Genomic DNA, 25,446 nt, shown 5'->3' with positions numbered 1-25,446 from the left:
GCTAATATTTCTGAAACAGATATAGATCTAGATATAGATACTGAATGACTAGGTCATTACAAAATACCTAGCTGGGTAGGTGTTTGCGCAATTGATGGTGTAAAAATTGATGTCGAGCATAGCGAAGAGCTGACTGAAAATTGATAAGGTTTTCTGGCTGTTAACCGCCATGATGCGAGTAACGCTAGCAATAAGCTATTATTGCCAGTGTTACTAAATCATCTTAACGTGTCGGTAACTCAATATCCGCTAAGAATTCGTCAACCTCATGGTTATTTTTCAATAACATAGCACGAGTGACAATATCTTTAGTTAGATGTGGAGCAAATCGCTCAATAAAGTCATACATGTAACCACGTAAAAAACTGCCTCGCCTAAAACCGATTTTAGTTGTACTCGCTTTAAATAAATGACTCGCATCAATGACCACAAGATCGCTATCGATACGTTTATCAATAGCCATGGAAGCAATCACACCGACACCAATACCTAAACGCACATAGGTTTTAATCACGTCAGCATCTGTCGCTGTGAAAGCAATTTGAGGTTTTTCTCCAGCGGCATCAAAGGCAGCATCGAGCTCAGAACGGCCGGTAAAGCCAAAAACATAAGTCACCAGCGAATATTTAGCAATATCGGCTATGGTAATATCTTTTTTGTTCGCTAAAGGATGATCAGGACGAACAATAATACTCCGATTCCAATGATAGCAAGGCAACATGACTAAATCGTTGTACAAGTGTAACGACTCTGTTGCTATGGCGAAATCTGCATCGCCTTTAGCGGCCGCGTCACTTATTTGCGCGGGCGTGCCTTGAGACATTTGCAATGAAACTTTACTATATTTTTTAATAAAGCCCTGAATAACATCAGGTAAAGCATAACGAGCTTGTGTATGTGTGGTAGCAATGCGTAATTTACCTTCATCCGGCTGAGTATGCTCGCGGGCAACGGCTTTGATAGCTTCGACTTTTGACAGGATTTGCGTTGCAATATCAATGACATCTTGACCGGCTTCCGTGACATGAGTTAGATGCTTACCGCTACGACCAAATATTTGAATACCTAACTCGTCTTCAAGCATTCTTACTTGTTTAGATATACCGGGCTGAGAAGTAAACAAACTATCTGCTGTGGCAGAAACATTTAAATTATTGTTTAATACTTCAACGATGTAGCGCAGTTGCTGTAACTTCATATAAATACTCAATAGCATTAATAAATGCAAGGTTGGTAACGTTCTTATACTAAAATAATATACTTAATCAATCATTTATTCCATAATAATTTATTGATTTTTGTAAATAAAAATTACCACTTCGGCTAAATTCAACAAATAATATTTTCACTCCGCTAAACTGTCTGTTATAAATCCACTTTTTTCAGCAGTTTTTAAACTAAATATGCAACTAGCTCTATGCTAAACAAAACATTTTTTGTAAACTGCTTAGTAGTTTATTTATTCAAGAGAATCTTAGATGATTGCTATTATTGTTGGGTTAATTATCGCCTTAATTGTTTTTGTTGTGGTGGTAACCTCAATACAACAACATAAAGAAAAAATAGAAGCTGAAAAACGCATTAAAGTCGCCAAACAAAAAGCGATTATTGATGAAAATGAAGAGTTGATTTTCAATTTGGCAAACCTACCTAGTAACCCTACTATCGTCAAGATATTAAACCGCCGCAGCTTAAATGCCGCTAAAACGATGCAAGAACTTATGCCTGAAGTCAAAGGCATAAAAAAAAGAGCTCAAGAATTAAAGTCTCGATTAAAAGCATCGGAAGACCTAGCTGATAATCAGACTGACATGGACGATAGTTTTATCTTACCCGATAATGAGCAGCAACTGGTTGGCATTTTACAGTGTATAAAAAAATTACGCGTTGTAATTAAATCGGAGCAAAGCAAAGGTGCTTTAGATGCACAGACTTTTACGGCAGAAGATCAACGATTAGCGGCCATGCAACTAAAAATTAATATAGAAAGTTTAATTAAGCGTGGTAGCCAAGCTTTTAATAAAGAGATGCTTGGCTCTGCCAGACAATATTTTGAGAAAGCCTTACAAACGTTAATCAATAGCCCAGTTAAAAATGATTATGTTACCGCAAAGCATGCAGAAATTTCACAAAAATTAGAAGACATTACTGATGCCTTGAAACACACCAATGCTAAAGATGCGGCGAAGAAAGCAAAAAGTGAAGAAAGCGAATTAGATATTTTATTCCAACCGAAGAAAAAGTGGTAAATTATTTATAAGCCAGCATATAGCTGGCTTATTTCTTACTATTCAAGACATAAATCCCCATAGCAACAATCAACAGCATTAGCTTGCCGAGCTTTCTTCGACGCACGATGAAAGCATACATCTTAAAAGCTCATATAAGACAATTAGGCGGTGAACTAAGCCGTATTGGCCGCTCAAGGAATTGGCAACTAAAAGCTAATTTTAATCAATTACAAGCCATCGTTGAATTTATCGAGCAAGAGCATGAAGATAGTTGGCTGTGGCTTGCCAAGCTACTTAGAAAAGAATATAAATACTTAAGCCATGAAAACCTTTTACAGCTTGCTGCTCGACTGGACCAGGTTACTGTCACCGCTTTAATGGCACAAACAGACTGTACTTTGGCACAAGCAAGAAAAGTATTAGATGAATTAGAGCAACTAGATTAACGCACTGAACTGGACTTAAAATACAGATAAAAAAATAGATACCACTTGGTATCTATTTTTGTCTTCAAACTAGAATAAATTCTCTAGGCTGATTTTGTATCTTCTTTCTTAGCTTTAGTTGCCGTTTTTTTAGCTGCTGGTTTTTTCGCAGCTTTCTTTTTCGCTACTTTCTTCTTAGGAATATCTTCGACCCATTTGCCGTCAATATACTTTGCGGTCCAGCCTGTTGCTTTGGGCTTGCCTTCATCAGTAGCAATCTCGGTCATAACATACTGTTCTTTAGTTTTACGGCTATAACGTACTACCGATAAATTCCCTTCATTATCTTCTGCTGGTGCATCAGCTAAATAATAGAATTTTTCTGAAATTCTATCTCTAAAGCGTTTTAGCTCAGCCACTTTCGGTGCTCTGGTTTCCCGAGAGCGAGGGAAAGTATGCGCGGCTAAAAAGATTCCCGCAGCGCCATCACGAAGGACAAAATGTGCATCAGACTTCTCACACTCTAGTTCAGGTAACTGTACCGGGTCTTCTTTAGGTGGCGCAGCTTCACCACTGGCTAATAATTTACGGGTATTTTTACATTCGCTATTGGTACAATCAAAATACTTGCCAAAACGACCCGACTTTAACTCCATCTCTGCTTCACAACGGTCACATTCCAAAATAGGACCATCATAGCCCTTAATTTTAAATGTCCCTTGCTCAACTTCAATGCCATCACAAATAGGGTTATTGCCACATACATGTAACTTTCTGGTTTCATCGATAAGATAGCTGTCCATTGCGGTATTACACTTTGTACAACGATGCATAGCTCTTAATGCTTCAGTTTCCTGATCTTCAGCTAGCACACTAACCGCTTCTTCACCGGGCGTTAGGTTCATTGTTGTAGTGCAACGCTCTTTCGGTGGTAAGGCATAACCTGAGCAACCTAAAAACACCCCAGTAGAAGCCGTTCTAATACCCATTTTACGTTGACAGGTAGGGCAATCAATATCCGTTAATACTGGGTTATTATTTGGCATACCACCATCAGCAGACTCTAGATTAGCAATGGCTAGCTTTTTACTGAAGTTTTTGTAAAAGTCATCAAGTACATCTTTCCAGTTGAGCTTACCTTCCGCTATACCATCAAGCTCTTGCTCCATATTGGCAGTAAAATCATAACTCATTAGTTTTTCGAAACTAATTGATAAACTATCGGAGACTATTTCACCCATTTTTTCAGCATAGAAGCGTTTTTTATCTAAACGTACATAGCCTCTATCTTGTATGGTTGAGATAATAGACGCATACGTTGATGGCCTGCCAATTGAGCGTTTTTCTAATTCTTTAACCAGAGATGCTTCGCCAAAACGAGCAATGGGTTTAGTAAAGTGCTGGCTTGCAGCTAAGTTATCTAATGTTAGTGTTTCGCCGACTTTCAAATCTGGTAAATGTTTATCATCACCTTTACTTAATTGTGGGTGAACTTTGGTCCAACCATCAAACTGCATAACCCGACCTTTGGCCTTCAAATCAAAGCTAGCGGCACTTATGGTTAGTGTACTAACAGCGTAGCGCGCTGCTGTCATTTGACAGGCAACAAATTGGCGCCAAATCAGCTCGTATAGTTTTTTAGCATCTGCATCAACACCTTCAATGAAAGCACCAACTAGTTTTACATTAGAGGGACGAATAGCTTCATGCGCCTCTTGAGCGCCAGATTTTGAGCCATACACCTTAGCTTTATCCGGTAAATAATTATCACCAAAATTATCACTAATATAGCTACGACACATTTCTACTGCGTCTTTACTTAAATTAGTTGAATCAGTACGCATATAAGTAATATGCCCCGCTTCATACAAACGTTGCGCTAAGCCCATGGTACGCTTTACGCCATAACCTAACTTAGTACTTGCTGCTTGCTGTAGTGTGGAGGTGATAAATGGTGCCGACGGCGTACTTTTAGACGGTTTATCTTCTCGCTTACTTACCGCATAGTCGGCGCTGTTAAGTATCGCTAGAGCCTTATCAGTATCCGCTTTATTGGTTGGTTTAAATGCTTTGCCATTTTCATGAGTAACATCTAACGCTAATGCTTCGCCAGTGCTGGCATGAGTATCAGCAGCTATTTCCCAAAACTCTTTGGGATCAAACGCTTTAATTTCACGTTCACGCTCAACCACGAGTTTCACCGCGACCGATTGAACTCGCCCAGCTGATAGGCCACGAGCAACTTTTTTCCATAGCAGCGGGCTAACCATAAAGCCAACCACGCGATCTAAAAATCGTCGAGCTTGTTGGGCATTAACACCCGGCATACTCAATTCACCGGGAGTTGAGAACGCCTGTTGAATTGAGCTTTCGGTTATTTCATTAAAAACAACACGACGAAATTTTTTCTCATCGCCACCTATAATCTCTTTCAAATGCCAAGCAATCGCCTCTCCCTCGCGATCCAAATCGGTCGCGAGATAGATAATGTCAGCTTTTTCTGCCAGTTTTTGCAGTTCACTAACAACTTTCTCTTTTCCTGGCAGTATCTGATAATTTGCCGCCCAGTTATTCTCTGGATCAATACCCATACGATTAACCAGCGCTTGTTTATCACGCTTAGCTTTGTATTTAGCTTTTGCTTCGGGCGCCATCTTGCGCACTTCAGCCGGAGACTTAGCAGCAACTTTTTTACCTGTACTACTGTGTGGCAGATCACGGACATGACCAACACTCGACTTTACAATAAAGTCTTTACCTAAATATTTATTAATTGTTTTCGCTTTGGCTGGCGACTCGACAATAACCAGTGATTTTGCCATAAAAATTTATAATCCTTCGAAAAAGGCAAATTATTTTTGCCTTTTTATTCAAACGCTAATTTAGTTAACAAAGTGCGAGCGTACTTGTTATGACCTTGCTAGCGATAAAAAAAACATCTTATTTAAAAATTATTCTCTGCATAACTATCTATAGGTATATCTATAAATATGCAAACTGACAAGTAATTATTTTCTTATCAGGGAATGCTATTCACCCACATAGGGGTTTTAGCTATAATAGGCATTTATTGATAACACTGTGCGCTAAGGCACACCTTGCCTATTTTTAGCGGCAATCATAATAGACTTTACAATAAAACATAAGAGCATATTGTTAAAAAATTTAATTTATGAACGTATTAAGGGTCACCTGCATCAACTGATGATCCAAGTAAACAATCAAACAGAGACTTCAAATGACAACTATTACATCGGAATTTTATCACAAACTTAGCAATTGTTTGTGTCCTCCGGGCAACGGCGTATTTACCGTAAATACCGCTAAAGAGCGTAAGGAGCAATTACATCAAACTATTTTCGGACAAGCGGTTGGTGTTGATGATTTATGGAAAGCATCGTTAAATAAGCTGCCAGACGCATCTAAAGCGATTATTTTAGGTATAGCGTCCGATTGTGGTGGCGGTATTTTACGTGGCGCTAATTGGGGGCCGTTATTTTTACGTGCTAATTTACTAGAGAACTACCCCGAATTGACCGCTTTTGACATGGGTGATATTCGTGTTATTCCACATTTACTTGCTGACAAATATTTAAATGAAGCAACAATAGCTAATTGTCGCAAAGCACTTTATCAAGATGAACACAGCAAATATGCTGTTAGCCCATTAACTATTACTGAAGATGTTTTACATGACTTTTATGCTGAATTCCCTGAAAAAGGTATTTTTGGTATTGGTGGTGATCACAGTGTAAGTTATCCGTTAACCAAAGCCTACTTACAAGCGAAGAAGCAGCAAGGTAAACGAGCTGCCATTATCCACTTTGACGCCCATACCGATTTATTGGTAGAACGTTTAGGTATTGATTTATGTTTCGGCTCTTGGTGTACCCATATTTTAGATGACTTACATGAAAAACATCATTTAATTCAAATAGGCATCCGCTCGAGTGGTAGACCACAAAGTCACTGGGAAGAGACTTTTGGCGTAAGACAGCATTGGGCAAAAGACATTAAAGCCCAAGGTATTAGTAAAACCATAGATAATATTCTTAACCAACTTAAAGATGAGAATATTGATGAGCTGTATGTAAGCTTTGATATTGATGCCATTGATGAAAGCTATGCTAGTGCCACCGGCACGCCAGAGCCCGATGGTTTAATGCCAAGTGAAGCCATGGATATATTGCGTGCGTTAGCGGCTAAATACCCGATAACAGGCGCTGATATGATGGAGATAGCTCCTTTTACTGATAGCTCTGGGCAAGGGCTAGCTGGACAAGAAAAGACTTTAAAAGTAGGTGCTGAGATTTCAGCCTTTTTACTGGCAGAGATGGCTAAATAGCTTTATTTTAAGATTATCAGATCAAAAAAGGCTCCTGATGGAGCCTTTTTAAAGAAGTAATCTCCCTTAATTAAAGCGGATCTTGGCTTACATTATCACTACAGACATTTGATAGGCCAAACGGCCCTCTATGCCCAAGACCTTGATGAGGAGGTGATATTTTTTCATTTGTTACATGTGCAGCCAGTACGGGTAGGGTGAAAATAGTTTGAGTTGCGCTTTCACTGCCCGTCACTTTACCTGAAACAACAAGTTTAACATCTAACCAATGAGCATAACTTTGTGGGTAAATTATTCTTATAACGGAGCGACCGTCGGTGTCAGTGATAAATGAACCACTTACTGACACTATATTCTTGGGAGTCAGTTGACCATCTTTATTAAAGTCTTCGCTAGCATCTGTACCAACACCATCTAAAATACCATTAAAGTTAGCATCCTCATTACCACACTTAGTCGTTGCAAGCAATATGGTAGGCTTTGATTGAGAGCCAGCACCGGCTGTAGCCCAGACAACAAAGTCGTCACCATCATAAGTTGGCATCCAAAAACCTTTATAATAACTTTGTGGAATAGCAGACACTGTCAGTTCAACATTCTCAACGGCATTGGATTCCGCATCAATAACAAAAATTGAATATTCTTTAACGTAATCAGTAGTACCTAGCTCTTCAACTTGATTACCTGTACCTAACGATATGAATAATTCACGATCAGAAACGGTTAAGGTTACCGTATCTTTAATGTCTGAGTTATCTTCAACACTAGCAGTTATAGCAACAGCGTCTTTGGCTGAGGTACTATTAGAGGTGTAAATAGTTGAAGCGCTACCACTACTATTAGTTACTGCTGTTGCTGGAAAAATAGAACCTCCGCTTATATCCTCTAAAACAAACTGAATTCTTTTATTTTTAACGCGGTTACCGTCAGCATCTTTAACCACCACGGATATGGTGGATTTTTGTTCATCAGGACCAATAGAGTTAGGTGATGCCTGCGCATTAATAGTAGCTGCGGTATCGGCAAAAAATTCAAATTCAAGCTGATTGGTTAACTCAATAGCGTTACCATCAACAGTATCCGAGCCAACAAATGTAATTATTGCTTGACCGGCGTCAGTAGATTTTAAATATACAGTCACCTTACCATCGATAGTTTCGGTTTTGGCATCCCCTGTTATAGGGGTCCCGCTGATATCCGTAAATACACCTCGAGTAGTGGTAAAGGTTACATCGGTACCATTAGCTACTGGGGCACCATCTCTTTGCCAAGTTAGCGTTAGCGAGGCAGTTTGTATTAAAGAAACATCAGGAACAATAGGCGTATTTGCAGGATTAACCGTGTTAACGCCATTACTAAAACTAGTGAACAAGAACGAATCCGCTTGCACTGAAACATCTTGACTGGCCGAGGTACCAAGAGCAGTAACAATTATTGTGTTAGTGCCACCCGTAGTACCGGTTACCTTTACCGTAGCCTGTCCTTCTGAGTCTGTAGTTACACTTGATGGAATAGTTATTCCATCAACGTTACTTGCAGATACCGCTACAACGGTTTGAGCAACACCATTACCATCAGAGTCTAAAACATTAACTATGAAACTAGCTTCATCATTTAGCGCTAAAGAGGCAGAGCCAGTTAAAGTCAAGGTAGTACCAACAACTTCAATTGCTAGTGAGTCAGTAATATCACCACTGGTTACTGTTACTATGATAACTCTATTACTCGGGTCAATTTGAGTTGATAGTTTCTTAGTCACTTTACCATCAGGCCCCGTTTTATTAGAACTGTCACCGCTTTCATCAAGTATATTTCCAAGTTCGCCTGAATCTGGTGAAAATTGAATAGTTACGCCTTCGAGCAAATTATTATTTTCATCTTTAGCAATGGCGAATAACTCTATCGATTGAGCGCCACTTGAAGCGAGTTGTTGTGAGCTAGCAAATAAACTAATAGAAGCGGCCACTGGCTCGCCGACAATAACTTTTACGCCATCCCCTTTGCTATCAAAGCTAATATCATCTGACACACTTCCATAGGAAGCAATAACACTCACCGAGCCTTTCATATCGGTAACTTTCACATTGATACTTGCATTACCATTAGCATCCGTTGTTGCAGTGCCTGCAACGGGATCAAAGGTGGCTGAGCCTTCGACAGCAAAGGTAAAGGTAACCGTTTTATTAGCCACTGCACTGCCATTATCAAGAACAGTTGCAGTAATAGTTATGTGGTTTGCTGCTGATAAATCACCATCGGATTTTGTAACCGTTAAGGTTACGGCATCAGTTGTATCACCATCGCCATCACTCCCTCCGGTTAGATCACCATCACCATCACCACAGGCAACTAAAGTCATTAACGACATCAGTAACATGGTAAAACTTAAACGTCGAAGTAACTGCATAAAGCTTCCCTAAATTTATTTTTAATTTTACATACTTTAACCATATTAACTTATAAATCACAAAAAGGTACTTGTTCTTAAAAAAAAGTTACATTCCTATAATGAGTTAACCATTATTTACTTATTGCCACTTTCGCAACATAGATAATAAAGTAGTTTTTAATCCCTTCAATAATTGCTAGTCTAAGCCTTTAAAATTTCACTCGTAATAGATATTTAATTATTACCACTTAAATTACAACCTAGCTGAAGTAACATAGACACTATGACCATTGAACAAACAACTTCCCCTGCCCTCAAAAAATCCAATTTAACTAGCCGTATTGTTATCGGTATGGTTGCCGGTATTTTATTAGGAACATTCTTACAGTGGCTGATGCCAAATGGCTCTGACAAAATCATCAACCTTTATTTCTTTGATTTATCTCTGAAAGGTTTTCTCGTTGATGGTGTTTTAGAGGTCATAGGGCAAATATTTATGTCCAGTTTGCGTATGTTAGTTGTGCCTCTGGTTTTTGTCTCTCTGGTGTGCGGGGTTTGCTCATTAAAAGATATCAGTAAACTTGGCAGAATTGGTGGTAAAGCCATTGGTTTATATCTCGCTACTACCGCCATCGCTATTAGCTTTGCTATTTTTGTTGCCTTACTTATTGCTCCGGGAGAAGGCGTAAATATGGTAGCGAATAGCAGTTTTACTAGTAAAGAAGCACCTTCTTTAGCGCAAGTTATTATTCAAATGTTCCCCACCAACCCTTTTGCTGCCTTTGCCGAAGGTAATATGCTGCAGATAATTGTTTTTGCCTTACTCTTTGGTATTGCCATAGCACTGTCAGGAAAAGCCGGTGACCGCATTGCTGCATTATTTGAAGATCTAAGTGTCGTAATTATGCGCCTAGTCTCTATCTTAATGAATATCGCTCCTTATGGCGTCTTTGCACTATTAGCAACCTTATTTACTTCAGTATCACTCGATACCTTTGGTAACTTAATAAAATACTTCTTTGTGGTCTTCTTTGTCTTATTGATCCATGCTTTTGTCACTTACCCTATTATTCTAAAACTATTGACCGGTTTAAACCCGTTGATATTTTTAAAGAAGATGCGTGATACCGCTATTTTTGCTTTTTCGACGGCCAGCTCTAACGCCACCATCCCAGTTACCTTAGAAACCGCAACGAAGAAGATGGGCGTTAAGAACTCTATAGCGTCATTTACTGTACCACTAGGCGCCACCATTAATATGGACGGCACAGCCATTATGCAAGGTGTCGCCACGGTATTTATTGCGCAAGTCTTTGCTCAGGATTTAACCTTGGCTGACTACTTAACCGTTGTTCTTACCGCGACTTTAGCCTCAATTGGCACGGCAGGTGTTCCCGGTGTTGGTTTGATTATGCTAGCCATGGTATTAGAACAAGTAGGTTTACCGGTTGAAGGTATTGCGCTAATTATAGGTGTTGACCGTTTACTTGATATGACTCGTACTGCCGTCAATGTTACTGGCGACAGCATGGTAAGTGTGGTGATTGCTAAGAGTGAAGGTCAGTTTGACCATGAAATGTATTTAGATGCAAAAGCCGGTCAAAACATTGACGATGGTAGACTTTAAACACGTAAAAGATAACTAACAACTCGTTTAACTATAAGGTAAATATAGCTACCGAGTCATGTTATAACTGGCGACTAGTCAACAAAAAAGCCTTACTGGGTAAACTCAGCAAGGCTTTTTTTATCTTATCAACGGCTAAATTCAATTTAGCACAACCACGTTCACCCGCCAGTGATTTGAGTGGAGGCTACTTACTGAGTGACGTATTACCCTGGAAAGATGTTGTTGCGCTGCAGCAGCTTACCAATAAAACTTTCTGCCGACAATGAAGCGGCTTTAGAAAACTTCTCGGCCAAGCCTTTTTTAATTTCATACTTAATCGCGACAACTTTATGACTTTTACTTTTCCCTTGTAAGTAGTCATCACTGGTTTGGATGCTATCCACGAGGCCAAGCTCTAGTGCTGTAGTGCCAAACCAGTGTTCACCGGTTGCAACTTTAGCAATATCTAAGCTAGGTCGGCGCTCACTCACAAAGTTTTTAAATAACACATGAGTTTCTTCTAACTCTTCAATAAACTTTGCTTTGCCCTTTTCAGTATTTTCACCAAACATAGTCACTGTGCGTTTAAACTCTCCGGCAGTAAATTGTTCAAATTCAATATCATGCTTTTTAAGTAATTTGTTAAAGTTTGGCACTTGCGCAATAACACCAATAGAGCCTAAAATCGCAAAGGGTGCACAAATAATATGATTAGCTACACACGCCATCATATAGCCGCCACTAGCAGCCACTTTATCAACTGATACTGTCAATGGAATATTATGCTGGCGAATACGGTCAAGTTGCGAGGAAGCAAGACCATAGCCGTGCACCATACCGCCGCCACTTTCTAAGCGAATAAATACTTCATCTGTCGGTTTGGCCACAGACAGTATCGCGGTCACTTCTTCACGCAACGAGCTGACCTCTTTAGCATCAATACTGCCGTTAAAATCTATAACAAATACATGGGCTTTACTTGGCTCTTCGGCTTCGCCCGCTTTAGCTAACTTAGCTTTTGCTTTATCGGCCTTTGCTTTTTCTTTTGCTAATTTTTTATCGGCTTTTTCTTTTTCTTTATATTCTTCCTTGGTTAATAAGGCATGAATAATATCTTCTTCGGTCTCGATAAATTGCTCAGACAAATTGGTGATTTCCAATTCACCTTTTTTGTGTTGCTGTTTCATCGCGGCACCAGCAATGGCTATGATAATGGCAATTACCGCCAAAACGAAAGTAACAGTTTTTGCTAAAAACATTCCGTATTCGTATAAAAATTCCAAGAGGACTCCTGAGGATTAATTGTTAAAAAATGGTAAAAACAATGCTGGTAATTCTACACTATTTTATTGGCTTGCAAACTACAGTTAATAAACTTAAAAATTAGACAAAAAAAAGCCCTCAGCTGAGGGCTTTATCTTAAATTTTACTAAAGCTTATTTTACAACATCTTCATCAGTTACTGTAATACTATGACCCATACTTAAAATAAAGCTAACGAGTTGGCTTTGCATTGCTTTTGTCGTCCTAGCTGTCATTTCAGCATCAGGAGCCACCCCAGGAATAGCCGCCGGTGTTAACACCGAGCCATGATGACCAAAAGTATAACGGATAGCGCCAGAAACCGGCATTTCTGCATCTTGCAATGTAGTTGAAACACTAGGTAGTCCTAATAATGCAATAGCTGGCTCAGTGCCACCCATAGGAGTGTTAGGTGTTGTGTTAATCACTACTTGGTCAGGCAGGTTATCACTACCATTACCCACAACTTCGGTTAACATTATAGGGGTATTGCTTGCAGCTAAATCAGTGATATAACTAATAGGATCACCTGGATCTGTAACCGTTTGTGCCGCAAAAGTAAACTCTGCGAAAACAGCGTTCAGCCCAGCTTGTTCTTCTGGGGATAATCCACTGTAAAACGCTTCATACGTTGCTGTTAACTGATCTTGAGTGAAACCATTTGGAAATGTCATATCAACAAAGGCTTTGAAATCAGCAGAGCTTTTGTAAACTAAATTAGACTTAACCAACCCAGAAAAAGCGGGAGATTCCATACCAAAGTTAGCTAACATTAAACCGGGTACTGATAAGGAAGCAGTATTTAGCTTGAAAAGTCCATCTACTTGCGGGTCTAAAGGAGTATTAGCTACGGAAGTAATACTTATCCCCACGATGCTGCCTAAAGACATACCAAAATAATGTACATTGCTTTTATCTAACATTAAGTCAACTGAGTTACCATTAGTATCAACTGCCCCGATAAAGTTAATCCCTAGACGTAAACCTAAAGTATCAGCTATGGTTTGACGGAAATTATCTCTAAGCGTTAATAAGCTAGCTAAGTTAATGTAATGTAGCGTGGTATCGCTGCCATTTATTTCATCATTGCCATCACCATCTAAGTCAAAACCACGACTACCATGTAAAGGTGCATCTATTGCTATTGTAGCAATACCATATATAGAAAGTGCGCCTGTTACGGCTAACATTTGTTCTTTATAGCCAGACAAACCATGTTGCATAATAACAATCGGCCAACCAGCCTCAGGTTTAACTAACTTATCAAGACCCAAACCAGCACGAACAGCATTTGCTACGTCTAAGTTAGGTGTAGTCATTTGAACATCTATCGGCATCTTAGTGCGTGCTGCCGGTACAGGGTTATATTTAGTAATATGACGTTCAACATCAATACCTAAATCACGTAAACCTGGCGCAGGTAAATTCTGAGCAGCAGATATATCCATACAAGCTTGATCAGTTGGGCTTATAGCTTCAACAGGAATTGCACTAGGGTTCGCTGCGGCTAACCCAGCCAACATTGCGCCTGAATCACATAAAGCTTTCCACCAATCATTAGTAGGTGCTAGAGGATTTTCAGCCGTTGGTATGGCAAGGTAATACGGGAGTGTTATTGAACCTTTCATATAGTTAGCCGCACTATATAAAGGTTTTAGTTCATCCGGGATGCTATCGCCTAAAATATTCGCAACAGACATACCCGTATCTTTAACACTAATGGTTGGTATACCTTTCATGGCATTTTCAAGCATTGCGGGCACATTATTAGCCATTAAACCTTTAAGAGCGACTAATGAATCAGTTGTTGACTGTGTGGTCATAGCAAAAGTATAAATCAAACTGTCTTTATCAGCGCCAAAATCGACAATAGCATTTTCATAACTATTGATAACACCTTGTAAACTCTTTTGAGCATCGGTTGCTAATGGGTTTATCGTAATATCTTGACGAACGGCTTCATACGTATTTGAGCCTGCAATTGAGGTGCCGTTACTGTCTTGGAGACTACTTGTTAATGCAACGATATAACTTGTTTTACCTGCGAATGGTTTTAGGGGAGCAACTACAATATTATTGCCTTTTGCCTGTGCAACAAAATCAACACCAAAAGTTAATTCACTAACCACTTTACAAGCAGCACCACGAGGTACTGCCTCACAACCTGCATCTTGCCCCATCAATGTTTCAAAAATACGTACAGAAGCTGGATTCATTACTGAGCTTGCATCTAATGAAGAATCTTGTGGAAAATCAATCTTAAGTACAAAAGGGTTACTCACCGACCAACCATCAAGTGCCCCCAAAACAACAGTTGGATCCAAATAATCAGGACGTATTTTATTACCATCTTCATCTAGCAAGTTTTCTGCTGGGAAGTTTAACGTGCCGTCTTGGCTACCTGAAAATAACAAATCATTAGGTACGGATAAAACGCCATTAGAAGGGTCAAAAACAATACGAGCTAAAGACTTAACCGCTGAGCCATTATCGGCAACTTCTTTTTGTACATCTTCGATAGTTTCGCTATCACAGGCACTTAAACCAAGTGCGCTAATAATCGCAAGACTGAGAGCTAGCTTTTTCATATTAAATTCCCCAATGCCTTAATTTTTATTATGTATAGTTGTTAAAGTTATTTAAATCTTAGCTTTTGAACCAAAGTTCAAACTAACGTTTGAATAACTAGTTAGACCAGTTCAAGTTACCCCAAGATGTCACAAGGTGCTAGTATTTTTTTACTTTTTTGTATTATTTTGTCTTACTTTGTGTTGTTTCTTCATGTTAATAAACTTTTTTCTCGTCAATGAAAATGTCAACGAGTAGAATAGACAGGTATTTTTCTCACACACAGCGAAAAGATCTAAGATGTTTAATTATTCAATAAAAGATGCTTGTTTAAACAACAAAACCATTCTAGTTACCGGTGCTGGTGCTGGTATTGGCCGCACTGCTGCATTAACTTATGCCAAACTTGGTGCTACAGTAATTCTTCTGGGTAAAACGGTTAGTAAACTTGAAGCTGTTTATGATGAAATTGTAGCCCTTGGCTTAGCTCAGCCTGCGATTATTCCTTTAGATTTAAAGGGTGCCACTAAGCAAAACTATATTGATATGTGTTCAACTATTGTAAGTCAATTTGGTCAGTTAGATGGCGCATTACTTAATGCCTCAATTTTAGGTGAACTTACGCCCTTTACTCAAATTCATGAGCAAGTGTTTAACGATGTGATGAAAGTAAATGTTACCGCGCAATATCTGCTGGCCCAAGCATTAATACCAACATTATTGTTAGCACCAAAATCCTCTTTGGTTTTCACTTCTTCAGGTGTTGGTAATCAAGGTCGCGCCTACTGGGGAGCATACAGCATGTCAAAATTTGCCACTGAAGGCATGATGCAAGTTATCGCTGATGAATACGATACCAGCAATTTGCGTACTAACGCAATAAACCCAGGCGCTACCAATACCAATATGCGCTCTTGTGCATTTCCCGCTGAAGATAAAACAGAAATTGCTAGCCCAGAAGCTATTATGCCGTTATATGTTTATTTGATGTCGAACGACAGCATTGAAGTGAATGGTCAAACCTTAAAGGCCCAGTAAGGACTGGATAAACATTGAGCAAATTTACCAATAAAAAAGGCAAGCTCGATGAGCTTGCCTTTTTTATTAATGAGTACTTTATTTACTGTAGTTAAAAAACTGAGAAATTAACGTAACTCTCTTCTTAAAATTTTACCCACATTGGTTTTTGGTAATTCTTTACGAAACTCAACCAATTTTGGCACTTTATAGTTGGTCAGGTTTTCACGACAATGTTTAATCAGTATTTCTTCCGTTAAATCATCGGACTTACTTACCACAAATATTTTCACAATTTCACCGGAAACTTCATGAGGAACACCGATGGCAGCAGACTCTAGTACCCCCTCATGCATGGCCAGTACTTCTTCAATTTCATTGGGGTAAACATTAAAACCAGAAACGATAATCATGTCTTTTTTACGATCAACTATAGTAAAGAAACCTTTATCATCCATCAAGGCAATATCACCCGTAGCAAACCAGCCATCTTTTAACACTTCGTCTGTCGCTTCCTCGCATTTGTAATAACCCAGCATCACTTGCGGGCCTTTAACCCACATTTCACCTGACTCGCCAATATCTGCTTCACTACCATCTTCGCGCATGATTTTAACATCAGTTGACGGTGCAGGCAGACCTATACTGCCATCATACGCAGCAAGGTTATAAGGACTTATACACACTAAAGGTGCACATTCAGTTAGACCATAGCCCTCTAATAAGCGGGTACCGGTAATTTTCTGCCAACGCTCAGCTACAGGTCGTTGTACTGCCATACCACCGCCTAGTGACATTTTTAGTGTACTAAAATCAAGTTCACTAAAGCCTGGTGTATTCAATAAACCGTTAAATAACGTGTTAACGCCGGTAATGGCGGTAAATGGGTACTTGGATAATTCTTTAACAAAATTAGGCATATCTCTTGGGTTGGTAATCAATAAATTGGTACCACCCATAGTATAGAATGTTAAACAATTCGCCGTTAAGGCAAAGATATGATAAAGCGGTAAAGCGGTTACTACTAACTCTTTACCTTCCTCGAGTAATGGACAAATAGCCGCTTTCGCTTGTTGTAAGTTTGCCACCATATTGCGGTGCGTTAACATGGCGCCTTTAGATAATCCTGTGGTGCCACCAGTATATTGCAAGAAGGCAAGATCATCTCCGCACAACTCAACCGGTGTCAATTCAAGCTTCATGCCTTGTGCTAAGGCACGATTAAAACGCACGGCATCAGGCAGGTTAAAAGCGGGTACCATTTTTTTAACGTACTTAATTACACAATTGACCACAGTACCTTTAACTAAACCCAAGCGATCACCCAGTGATGTCATAATCACATGTTTCACTGAGGTCTTATCAATCACTTTTTCAAGCGTTTTAGCAAAGTTTTCTATGATTAACATTGCTTTGGTATCAGAATCTTTTAATTGATGTTCAAGCTCTCGGGCAGTATACAAAGGATTTACGTTAACAACGGTAAGTCCCGCTAACAAAGCACCAAATAATGCGATGGGATATTGTAAGCAGTTAGGGACCATAATGGCGAATTTGTCGCCTTTTTGTAAACCTAAATCTTGTTGCAAATAAGCAGCAAAAGCCGTTGCTTGTTCTAAAAGCTCTCCATATGAGATTGAAGCGCCCATATTAATGAATGCCGTTTTATCACTAAATTTAATCGAGTATTTAGTAAACATGGCGGCAATAGATGGATACTTATCAGCATCTATGTCGAATGGCACTGCACTTGGGTAACTTTTTTCTAACCAAATTCTTTCCACAATGGCTTTCCTCAATAGGTAATTAGGCATTAATCTTTCTAATAATTATATTTTTTACAGTAACTCTTATTTTAATAGCACTGTTTTATCAAAATTTTCATCATTACGCCAGTAAAATTTAAACGCTTGTTTGAATTTTACTAAAAAAATTACTGAGCAAATGTACTAGTTCTTCCGTTTGTTCCATATGTACATGGTGCCCACCTGTCAGTTTATTAGTGGTTAAATGACTAACGCAGGAAGAAAAATGAGCCAGTCCGGTAGCCACCATATCCATGCCTTTATCACCGTAAATTAATTGTAGCGGGCATTTTATATCACTAAAAAGTTGTTGCCCTTGTTCTTGGCTTAGTCGATAAAGTGAAACAGTCCGTAAGCGCGGGTCAGATCGCCAACGATATAAAACACTAGCCTCACCAACAGCACTTATGTTGCCTGACTGATCTTTAACTTCGATAAGTGATCTTTGGACAATTAACTTAGCATGGTCAACTTTTAAGTCAGAAACATGCAACCGTGCTTTAACCGCAATATCTTCACTAAACGTTCGAGTAGGCTTAACTGACTTTACTCGACTTAATATACCTTGCCTTAACTGCTTAGTCGTTTGCTCTGCCGGGGCACAAATAAAACCAAACGAGTCAATTAATGTCAGTGACTTTACCTTCTCAGGAAAAGCGGCGGCAAATGCACTGGCAACCATAGCGCCCATTGAGTGAGCAACAATATCAATTGCTGGCCAGTTATTAAGGGCAAACAAAGCTACTAAATCACTAACATAATCAAAAAAATGGTAATGGGCACCAACACTGCGATGATCTGAATGACCATGCCCAGGCCAGTCTAACGCAATGACATACTTATCAGACAGCAAATCACTTTTTTGCGTTTTTTGCTGCACTATTTCTTGCATTAAAGGTAAAAAGCTGGCGGCATTATCCAAGTATCCATGTAAGCATAGCACTGGTTGCTGATTCTTATTACCACAAGTGATTGCACTTAGCGTTAAACTGTCTAGCTCAAAGCTAAGCGCTGCAATGTTATTTGTATCTGCCATAAGGGTTAGGCCCTTGATTTAAGCATAAGACTTTTGATTGCTTTTAATTAAGGAATACAGCGCCGCAATGGCTAACACGCACCAGATCAACACCCAAACTAGCTCAGGCACCATAGTCATTGAGGCTAGAGCAGCACCATCACCTAAGTCACGGCCATCAAATAAATACGTTGGGCTAAATAAGCTGTTTAATAAAATACTCAAGCCAAAGAATTTTAACAATAACTGTAAATAGTATAAGCGACGCATTTTTATACTTAGCACAAACATTACCGCTAAGCTTGCGATAATAATCATAGTAAGCAAGTCTCTTGCCCACAAGACGATTGAAGCGAGCAGTAAAACGATCATCACGCCAGAAAAAATCTGTGCTGTACGTTGATGGCTATTCGCCAGCTTGAATAATAGCCAGCCCCAAAATGTTGCTCCTGCATAACCAAAAAAAGTAATAAAGAAGCTTAAGCCGCCTTGGGTAGTACATAAACCAGCGCCCGTAGCATACAGCTGGATATTGATGATTTCACCGCCGGTAAGCAATGCAGCAATACCATGACTTATTTCATGAAAGTATGTTTCCAACCAATTCAGTGGGATAGAAACGAGCGGGATCTGTCTGATGACAATGGCCGCCACCAAGAGGAAATATAACTGATATTTTTGCCAAAGGCTGGCTGAGGAATGTTTCAGGGTGCTAGTCATACTTTGCTGCCATATTTACTGTCATAGTTTACTACGGTTATTTACCCGGAAGCTTTTTCCAGGAAACTGTATCTCGAACATAGACTGGCTGAGCATCTTCTGCTGCCACGCCTAGCCCTTGTGCTAATTTTATTTTACCTATTGTCAACATAGCTTCAGCACTCGGGAATAATATATCCGGGCTACCGTCATTCAGCTTCAAGCTAAATAACTGCTCTCCTGATTTTTCACTTAACTTTTCACTTAGCTTTTCAGAGTACGCATCCCAACCTGTACCCACTGCATATGTAGGTGTGGTTACCACGGGAGATAAGTGTTGTGCTAATTGCTCTGGCGGAGTAACCGCTTCAGCTTGCTGCGCTTGCATAATATTATCTTCATCAAGCACATAATAACCATTATACACTTCAGACATACGGGCATCTATTGCCGCAATGACCTGTTTATGGCCATGTTTTATATAGGCCAGTTGTGCCATAGCTTGTAAGCTAGACACGCCGACCACAGGTAAATTGGCAGAAAATGCTAAGCCTTGAGCAACACCAACACCAATACGAACGCCAGTAAAGCTACCCGGCCCTTGACCAAATATAAGACCATCAAGCTCTGCAAGTTTAATATTCGCCTCATTAAGCACTGCATCTATCATCGGCAGTAAATGTAAACTATGCGACTGTGGACAAAGTTCAAAGCGAGAAAATATTTTACCGTTTACTTGCAACGCTACTGAGCATGCTTCCGTTGAGGCATCAAGAGCCAAATAATTCACAATACTTACCTTTTAATGACCTTTAAATTAAGGTCTGTTGAACATTAATTTCATGCCTATGCACTTGGCTCAGGATCGTCATCCCCGTGGTGTTTTAATCGGGGACCCAGTGTATAAAGAGTTCCTGAGTAAACTACATAGACATATTAATATTGATACTCTAAAGAATTTCGACTAAATCAATAACAAACGTCACTGTTTGTCCCGCAAGCGGGTGATTGAAATCAATAGTCACTGAGTTGCCATTAACTTCTTTAATCATGCCGGGTAACTCACCACCGGGTTGAGAAAAAGTAATAATATTACCTACTTTGGCTGGTGCATCAACAGTAAACTTATCTATATCCATATAATGAATATTATCCGGGTTGCTCTCACCAAAGGCGTCTTTAGCGACAAGAGTAAACTCTCTTGAATCACCTTTTGACATGCCAATAAGCTCAGCTTCAAAGGCCGGTGAAATACTGTTATCACCCATAATAATTTTAGCGGGTTTATTATTGACTTTGGTACTATCAGCTGCCGAGCCATCACTCAACTTCATGGTAATATGAACAAGAATACTTGAGTCATTTTTAATTTTTAATTGCATTGCTTCAGTCATTTTAACTCTCTATCTTATTTGTTTTATTCTTTTGCTCTTCTTTATTAGTAAAGGATTCAAAAATCATTAATGCTGCACCAATAAAAATTGCAGAGTCAGCAATATTAAAGGCGGCAAAGTGGTAGCCGCTCCAATGAAAATCGAGAAAGTCGATTACATAGCCAAATAAAACTCTATCAATTAAATTACCGACTGCGCCACTTAAAATTAAAGCAAAAGAAATGCTTAATAAACGTTGTTGTTTTGGTGTTTTTGCCATCCATACGAGAAAGATAATACTAGCAATAGCGGCAATGCCAGTGAAAAACCAACGCTGCCAACCACCTTGGTCTGCTAAAAAGCTAAAGGCCGCCCCGGTATTATGGACATAAGTTAGGTTAAAGAAGGGTAACACCGACAAGGTTTCACGATAGTCAAACGTACTGGCAACCCAATACTTGCTGACTTGATCAATGATTAAACAGAGTAAGGTTAGCCATAACCAACGTAATCCGGTGTCATTAAATAGTTTTTTCAATTGAGTTAATCTCATATAGCACAAGGGTAATAGCCTAATAAAATAGGCTATTACCCTTTCCTAATAATAGGGTGAGGTAATAGCCCGTTAATGTTAGTGAGTTAAGTTTAATGCAATCGGTTGAGCCAATTAAGCAAACTGCCTGGTTTCACCGGCACCGTCAATATTGGTGATACAACGACCACATATTGTCGGGTGCTTTTCACTTTCACCAATATCGGTAGTGACATGCCAACAACGTTCACATTTAGTGCCTTCTGCTGGTGCTACTGATAACCACAAACCTTCCATTTCAGTCTCTAGCGCATTTTCAGGTGCTTGCGTTACTATTACAATCGTTGCTTTTGAAGCAATTAATACAAAGCGTAATTCATCACCCAATTTAGCTAACTTAGCGGCTAACGTTTCAGTGGCAAATAATGTCACCTGCGCTTCTAATGTTTTACCTACTGATTTGTCTTTTCTTGCTTGCTCTAAGGCACGGTTTACTTCTGTGCGTACGCTAAGTAACTCGGTCCAAAATTCATTATCTAGCTCATTGGCAGAGTCAGTGCTCTCAGACATAGTTGATAAGCCATCGAACCAAACGCCAGTAAAGACAAACTCATCACGCTCACCGCTTGCTGGTAACGGTAACGCTTGCCAAATTTCTTGTGCAGTAAATGACAAGATAGGTGCCATCCATGCGGTCATTGCTTCAGCAATTAAGTACATTGCCGTTTGACAAGAGCGACGTGCTTTACCATCACTTTTAGCGGTATATTGTCTGTCTTTGATGATATCAAGGTAGAAACCACCCAACTCGTTAGTACAGAAGTTCATTAACTTGTGTACTACTACATGAAATTCATAGTCATCATAGGCATTAATAATATCATCTTGTAAACGTGAGGCTTTATCAACAACCCAGCGATCTAAAGCCACCATGTCATCAAAGGCAACACTGTGTTGCGCTGGCTCAAAACCGTTTAAGTTAGATAATAAGAAACGTGAGGTATTACGTATACGGCGATAAGCATCCGCTTGACGTTTAAATATTTCATCACCCGCAGTTATTTCTTGGGTGTAGTTAACTGATGCTGTCCAAAGACGTAAAATATCAGCACCTAAGTTATTAGTAATACTTGAGGGCGTAATAACATTACCTAACGACTTAGACATTTTGTGGCCTTTAGCGTCAACCACAAAACCGTGAGTTAGCACTTGTTTATATGGCGCTGTACCATTCATCGCTACCGATGAAATCATGGATGACATAAACCAACCACGATGTTGATCAGAGCCTTCAAGATATAAATCAGCAATGCCGTCAAATTCTTCACGCGCCTTGATAACAGATTCATGCGTAGTACCTGAATCAAACCAAACATCTAAGGTATCAGGGACTTTAATGTATTCTTTCGCATCATCACCAATAAGTTCGCTGGCCTCTAGATCGAACCATGCTTGAATGCCTGACTTCTCAACGCGTTGAGCAACTTCTTCGATCAGCTCTATGGTGCGAGGATGCAAAGCACCGGTATCTTGATGAATAAATAATGCCATAGGCACGCCCCACGTACGTTGACGTGATATACACCAATCTGGACGACCTTCAACCATAGATTCAATACGACGTTGACCCCAGTCAGGGATCCACTTTGTTTTTTGAATTTGCTTTAATGAATCTTGACGTAAACCTTTTTTGTCCATGCTGATAAACCACTGCGGCGTAGCACGGAAGATTAATGGCGTTTTATGGCGCCAGCAATGTGGATAAGAATGTTCTATCGCGTGATGATGCACTAAAGCACCATTTTCTTTTAATATCTCAATGACACTAGCGTTGGCTTTAAAGACATGTTGACCGGCAAGTAATGGCGTATCTTCAAGGTATACACCGTTAGCGCCCACTGGGTTAGCAATTTCTAAGTCATATTTTTTGCCAACGACAAAATCGTCGACACCATGACCTGGTGCTGTATGTACACAACCGGTACCTGAATCAGTGGTAACGTGGTCACCTAAAATAATAGGCACAGTAAAATCATAAAAAGGATGCTGACATTGTACTAATTCTAAATCCTGACCTTTACAGAAACCTAAGGCATGATATTTAGCTAAACCAAAGCGGTCCATACATGAGGTAACAAGATCTGAAGCAATAATTAACCGTTGCTGCTGACCTTCAACATCACATTGCACTAAGGTATATTCTACTTCAGGATTCACGGATATCGCACGGTTAGCAGGAAGTGTCCAAGGTGTTGTTGTCCAAATAACAATGCCAATTTCACCCGTGCCTTTATGACCTTCTGGGTGAGAAAATTTATCGGCAACAGTTTCATCAGTAATTACAAATTTGACATCAATAGCGGGTGATTGTTTATCTTTATATTCCACTTCAGCTTCAGCCAAAGACGAACCACAATCAGTACACCAATGTACAGGTTTAAAACCTTGATGTAAGTGACCATTTTCAGCAATTTTACCTAACGAACGAATAATATTCGCTTCAGTGCCAAAATCCATGGTTAAGTAGGGATTATCCCAATCAGCAAAAATGCCTAAACGTTTGAAATCTTCACGCTGACCATTGACTTGCTTAGCGGCATACTCACGACATTTTTCACGAAAGACACTCGCTGAAACTTTATGGCCTGGTTTGCCTATTTTTTTCTCAACCATTAACTCAATCGGTAAACCATGACAATCCCAGCCAGGGACAAACGGAGCGTTAAAATCGGATAAGGTTTTTGATTTAACAATAATATCTTTTAAAATTTTATTAACGGCATGACCTAAATGAATATTACCATTGGCATAAGGAGGGCCATCATGCAAAATAAATGACTTTTTACCCTTTTTGGCTGAACGTATCTTGCCATAAAGATCTTTAGCCGCCCACTCTTTGAGCATATTAGGTTCACGGTTAGCCATATTACCTTTCATAGCGAAGGAAGTGGCTGGCAAATTCAGGGTCTGTTTGTAATCACTCATTTAAATCATTATCCGTTTATGTTGGCTGATAAATTTAACGAAACGCTATAAATATCAACCAAATTTATAACTGTTTATTGAATATATTATTTTTAACTATTGCAAATCCAGCATAAAAAAACCTTAAGCTAATACTTTTTTTGCTTGTTCACTATCTTGATGGATTTGCGCGGTTAACGCCTCAAGGCTGTCAAACTTAATCACCGGCCGCAGTTTTTTCTTAACGATCACTTCAATGCATTGTCCGTACAAATTTTCATCAAAGTCAAAAATATGCACTTCCAGTTGTTGCCTTACGCCATTAATGGTTGGCCGAGCACCAATATTTGCAACACCTTTAAATTGTCCGCTATTGGTATTGACCAGCACGGCAAAAACCCCACTGAGTGGCGACACTCGCCTTTTTAGCAAGACATTGGCGGTGGGAAAACCTAACTTTCGACCGCGTTTATCGCCATGGAACACTCGACCAATTATCGAGTATTCCCTACCTAACATCTGCTTAACTGACACTAGGTCATCTTGCTCCAATGCTTGGCGAATGGCCGTTGAACTTATGCGGCAATCTGCCATTTTATAGCTGGTAGTATCAGAAACATTAAAACCGTACTCTTTGCCCGCTTGGCATAACATGGCAAAGTTACCGGTACGATTTTTACCAAAATGAAAATCATCACCAACAATCAGGTGTTTTATGCCTAGTTTTTTTACCAGTAAGTTTTCTATAAAGTGCTGGGCACTTTGATTGGCAAACTTAGTATTAAAATTTACACAAATAAGCCGTTCTACACCAAGTTTCGCTAACAAGTTATATTTATCACGTAAACGACATAATCTAGCTGGGGCTGTTTCTGGCGAGAAAAGCTCTTGTGGCTGAGGTTCAAAAACCAATACTGCCGCTACACAATTTAATGCTTTAGCTTTGCTGACCAAGGCTGTAATTACTTGTTGGTGACCTAAATGTACGCCATCAAAGTTACCAATAGTTAATACACAACCATGATCTTGTAATCGAATATTATGTATACCGCGAACTAACTGCATTAGCTATTATGTTGCCCTTTACCGTGACGCTTATGACTTAAATAAGCCATCGACGAATCTCAATGTTGACATTCGCATAAAATAAATCGGAAAATTATATACCAGCG

Annotated in this window: 18 protein-coding genes; 5 read left to right on the top strand and 13 right to left on the bottom strand. The window is 39.5% G+C overall.

Annotated features, from left to right (window positions below; genetic code table 11):
* Positions 1–223 precede the first annotated feature (223 nt).
* Positions 224–1,198 carry an HTH-type transcriptional regulator CysB gene (gene cysB / locus CMT41_RS04815; protein WP_057180344.1) on the bottom strand — a complete coding sequence of 325 codons (975 nt, stop codon included), beginning with the start codon at positions 1,196–1,198 and terminating at the stop codon, positions 224–226.
* 280 nt (positions 1,199–1,478) lie between these two features.
* On the opposite strand from cysB, the gene CMT41_RS04810 reads away from it, so the two are divergent.
* Positions 1,479–2,249: a FeoB-associated Cys-rich membrane protein gene (locus CMT41_RS04810; RefSeq protein ID WP_057180049.1), complete on the top strand. Its 771-nt coding sequence runs from the start codon at positions 1,479–1,481 to the stop codon at positions 2,247–2,249.
* An 83-nt stretch (positions 2,250–2,332) separates the two neighbouring features.
* Positions 2,333–2,677 (top strand): ribosome recycling factor family protein, encoded by a 345-nt coding sequence (locus tag CMT41_RS04805; protein ID WP_257721033.1) that lies wholly within the window; start codon positions 2,333–2,335, stop codon positions 2,675–2,677.
* Positions 2,678–2,760: 83 nt separating this feature from the next.
* Here CMT41_RS04805 and topA read toward each other — a convergent pair whose 3' ends face one another.
* A complete protein-coding gene (gene topA / locus CMT41_RS04800) occupies positions 2,761–5,478 on the bottom strand; it encodes a type I DNA topoisomerase (RefSeq protein ID WP_057180047.1) in 2,718 nt (905 codons plus the stop codon).
* A 416-nt stretch (positions 5,479–5,894) separates the two neighbouring features.
* Here topA and CMT41_RS04795 point away from each other — a divergent pair, with 416 nt between their 5' ends.
* On the top strand, positions 5,895–7,001 hold the full coding sequence (locus CMT41_RS04795; RefSeq protein ID WP_058026503.1) for an arginase family protein: 1,107 nt from the start codon (positions 5,895–5,897) through the stop codon (positions 6,999–7,001).
* A 70-nt stretch (positions 7,002–7,071) separates the two neighbouring features.
* On the opposite strand, the gene CMT41_RS04790 is transcribed toward CMT41_RS04795, so the two are convergent.
* Positions 7,072–9,408, bottom strand: coding sequence for an Ig-like domain-containing protein (locus CMT41_RS04790; RefSeq protein ID WP_057180045.1), 2,337 nt, complete (start codon positions 9,406–9,408; stop codon positions 7,072–7,074).
* Positions 9,409–9,673: 265 nt separating this feature from the next.
* Between CMT41_RS04790 and CMT41_RS04785 the strand changes: the two genes are divergently transcribed.
* Positions 9,674–11,017 (top strand): dicarboxylate/amino acid:cation symporter, encoded by a 1,344-nt coding sequence (locus tag CMT41_RS04785; RefSeq protein ID WP_058026502.1) that lies wholly within the window; start codon positions 9,674–9,676, stop codon positions 11,015–11,017.
* Positions 11,018–11,223: 206 nt separating this feature from the next.
* Here CMT41_RS04785 and sohB read toward each other — a convergent pair whose 3' ends face one another.
* Positions 11,224–12,282, bottom strand: a complete 1,059-nt coding sequence (gene sohB, locus CMT41_RS04780) for a protease SohB (RefSeq protein WP_058026501.1) — start codon at positions 12,280–12,282, stop codon at positions 11,224–11,226.
* A gap of 153 nt (positions 12,283–12,435) precedes the next feature.
* Positions 12,436–14,889 carry a VolA/Pla-1 family phospholipase gene (locus CMT41_RS04775; protein WP_058026500.1) on the bottom strand — a complete coding sequence of 818 codons (2,454 nt, stop codon included), beginning with the start codon at positions 14,887–14,889 and terminating at the stop codon, positions 12,436–12,438.
* Between the two features lie 280 nt (positions 14,890–15,169).
* Here CMT41_RS04775 and CMT41_RS04770 point away from each other — a divergent pair, with 280 nt between their 5' ends.
* On the top strand, positions 15,170–15,907 hold the full coding sequence (locus CMT41_RS04770) for a YciK family oxidoreductase (RefSeq protein ID WP_058026499.1): 738 nt from the start codon (positions 15,170–15,172) through the stop codon (positions 15,905–15,907).
* Between the two features lie 107 nt (positions 15,908–16,014).
* On the opposite strand, the gene fadD is transcribed toward CMT41_RS04770, so the two are convergent.
* The 8 genes from fadD to ribF form a co-directional block, all read right to left on the bottom strand.
* A complete protein-coding gene (gene fadD, locus CMT41_RS04765) occupies positions 16,015–17,670 on the bottom strand; it encodes a long-chain-fatty-acid--CoA ligase FadD (RefSeq protein ID WP_057180040.1) in 1,656 nt (551 codons plus the stop codon).
* A 118-nt stretch (positions 17,671–17,788) separates the two neighbouring features.
* On the bottom strand, positions 17,789–18,727 hold the full coding sequence (locus CMT41_RS04760; RefSeq protein ID WP_058026498.1) for an alpha/beta fold hydrolase: 939 nt from the start codon (positions 18,725–18,727) through the stop codon (positions 17,789–17,791).
* Positions 18,728–18,745: 18 nt separating this feature from the next.
* A complete protein-coding gene (locus CMT41_RS04755; RefSeq protein WP_057180038.1) occupies positions 18,746–19,426 on the bottom strand; it encodes a M50 family metallopeptidase in 681 nt (226 codons plus the stop codon).
* A 37-nt stretch (positions 19,427–19,463) separates the two neighbouring features.
* A complete protein-coding gene (tsaB, locus tag CMT41_RS04750; protein WP_058026497.1) occupies positions 19,464–20,195 on the bottom strand; it encodes a tRNA (adenosine(37)-N6)-threonylcarbamoyltransferase complex dimerization subunit type 1 TsaB in 732 nt (243 codons plus the stop codon).
* 160 nt (positions 20,196–20,355) lie between these two features.
* The gene (fkpB, locus tag CMT41_RS04745) at positions 20,356–20,799 is read right to left on the bottom strand and encodes an FKBP-type peptidyl-prolyl cis-trans isomerase (RefSeq protein ID WP_058026496.1); all 444 of its coding nucleotides are present in this window, start codon (positions 20,797–20,799) and stop codon (positions 20,356–20,358) included.
* 1 nt (position 20,800) lies between these two features.
* On the bottom strand, positions 20,801–21,316 hold the full coding sequence (gene lspA, locus CMT41_RS04740; RefSeq protein WP_058028138.1) for a signal peptidase II: 516 nt from the start codon (positions 21,314–21,316) through the stop codon (positions 20,801–20,803).
* A gap of 129 nt (positions 21,317–21,445) precedes the next feature.
* The gene (ileS, locus tag CMT41_RS04735; RefSeq protein WP_058026495.1) at positions 21,446–24,295 is read right to left on the bottom strand and encodes an isoleucine--tRNA ligase; all 2,850 of its coding nucleotides are present in this window, start codon (positions 24,293–24,295) and stop codon (positions 21,446–21,448) included.
* 123 nt (positions 24,296–24,418) lie between these two features.
* On the bottom strand, positions 24,419–25,339 hold the full coding sequence (ribF, locus tag CMT41_RS04730) for a bifunctional riboflavin kinase/FAD synthetase (RefSeq protein ID WP_057180034.1): 921 nt from the start codon (positions 25,337–25,339) through the stop codon (positions 24,419–24,421).
* Between the last annotated feature and the right edge of the window lie 107 nt (positions 25,340–25,446).

The sequence above is a fragment of the Colwellia sp. MT41 genome (assembly GCF_001444365.1).
In the GTDB taxonomy this organism is placed as follows: domain Bacteria; phylum Pseudomonadota; class Gammaproteobacteria; order Enterobacterales; family Alteromonadaceae; genus Colwellia; species Colwellia marinimaniae.
This window is presented reverse-complemented; position numbering and strand designations above follow the sequence as displayed.

What these genes read in the sequence shown, in the direction of transcription:
- cysB (WP_057180344.1), bottom strand. Translation starts at nt 1,198, where the DNA reads ATGAAGTTACAGCAACTGCGCTACATCGTTGAAGTATTAAACAATAAT.
- CMT41_RS04810 (WP_057180049.1), top strand. Translation starts at nt 1,479, where the DNA reads ATGATTGCTATTATTGTTGGGTTAATTATCGCCTTAATTGTTTTTGTT.
- topA (WP_057180047.1), bottom strand. Translation starts at nt 5,478, where the DNA reads ATGGCAAAATCACTGGTTATTGTCGAGTCGCCAGCCAAAGCGAAAACA.
- CMT41_RS04795 (WP_058026503.1), top strand. Translation starts at nt 5,895, where the DNA reads ATGACAACTATTACATCGGAATTTTATCACAAACTTAGCAATTGTTTG.
- CMT41_RS04790 (WP_057180045.1), bottom strand. Translation starts at nt 9,408, where the DNA reads ATGCAGTTACTTCGACGTTTAAGTTTTACCATGTTACTGATGTCGTTA.
- CMT41_RS04785 (WP_058026502.1), top strand. Translation starts at nt 9,674, where the DNA reads ATGACCATTGAACAAACAACTTCCCCTGCCCTCAAAAAATCCAATTTA.
- CMT41_RS04775 (WP_058026500.1), bottom strand. Translation starts at nt 14,889, where the DNA reads ATGAAAAAGCTAGCTCTCAGTCTTGCGATTATTAGCGCACTTGGTTTA.
- CMT41_RS04770 (WP_058026499.1), top strand. Translation starts at nt 15,170, where the DNA reads ATGTTTAATTATTCAATAAAAGATGCTTGTTTAAACAACAAAACCATT.
- CMT41_RS04760 (WP_058026498.1), bottom strand. Translation starts at nt 18,727, where the DNA reads ATGGCAGATACAAATAACATTGCAGCGCTTAGCTTTGAGCTAGACAGT.
- CMT41_RS04755 (WP_057180038.1), bottom strand. Translation starts at nt 19,426, where the DNA reads ATGACTAGCACCCTGAAACATTCCTCAGCCAGCCTTTGGCAAAAATAT.
- fkpB (WP_058026496.1), bottom strand. Translation starts at nt 20,799, where the DNA reads ATGACTGAAGCAATGCAATTAAAAATTAAAAATGACTCAAGTATTCTT.
- ileS (WP_058026495.1), bottom strand. Translation starts at nt 24,295, where the DNA reads ATGAGTGATTACAAACAGACCCTGAATTTGCCAGCCACTTCCTTCGCT.
- ribF (WP_057180034.1), bottom strand. Translation starts at nt 25,339, where the DNA reads ATGCAGTTAGTTCGCGGTATACATAATATTCGATTACAAGATCATGGT.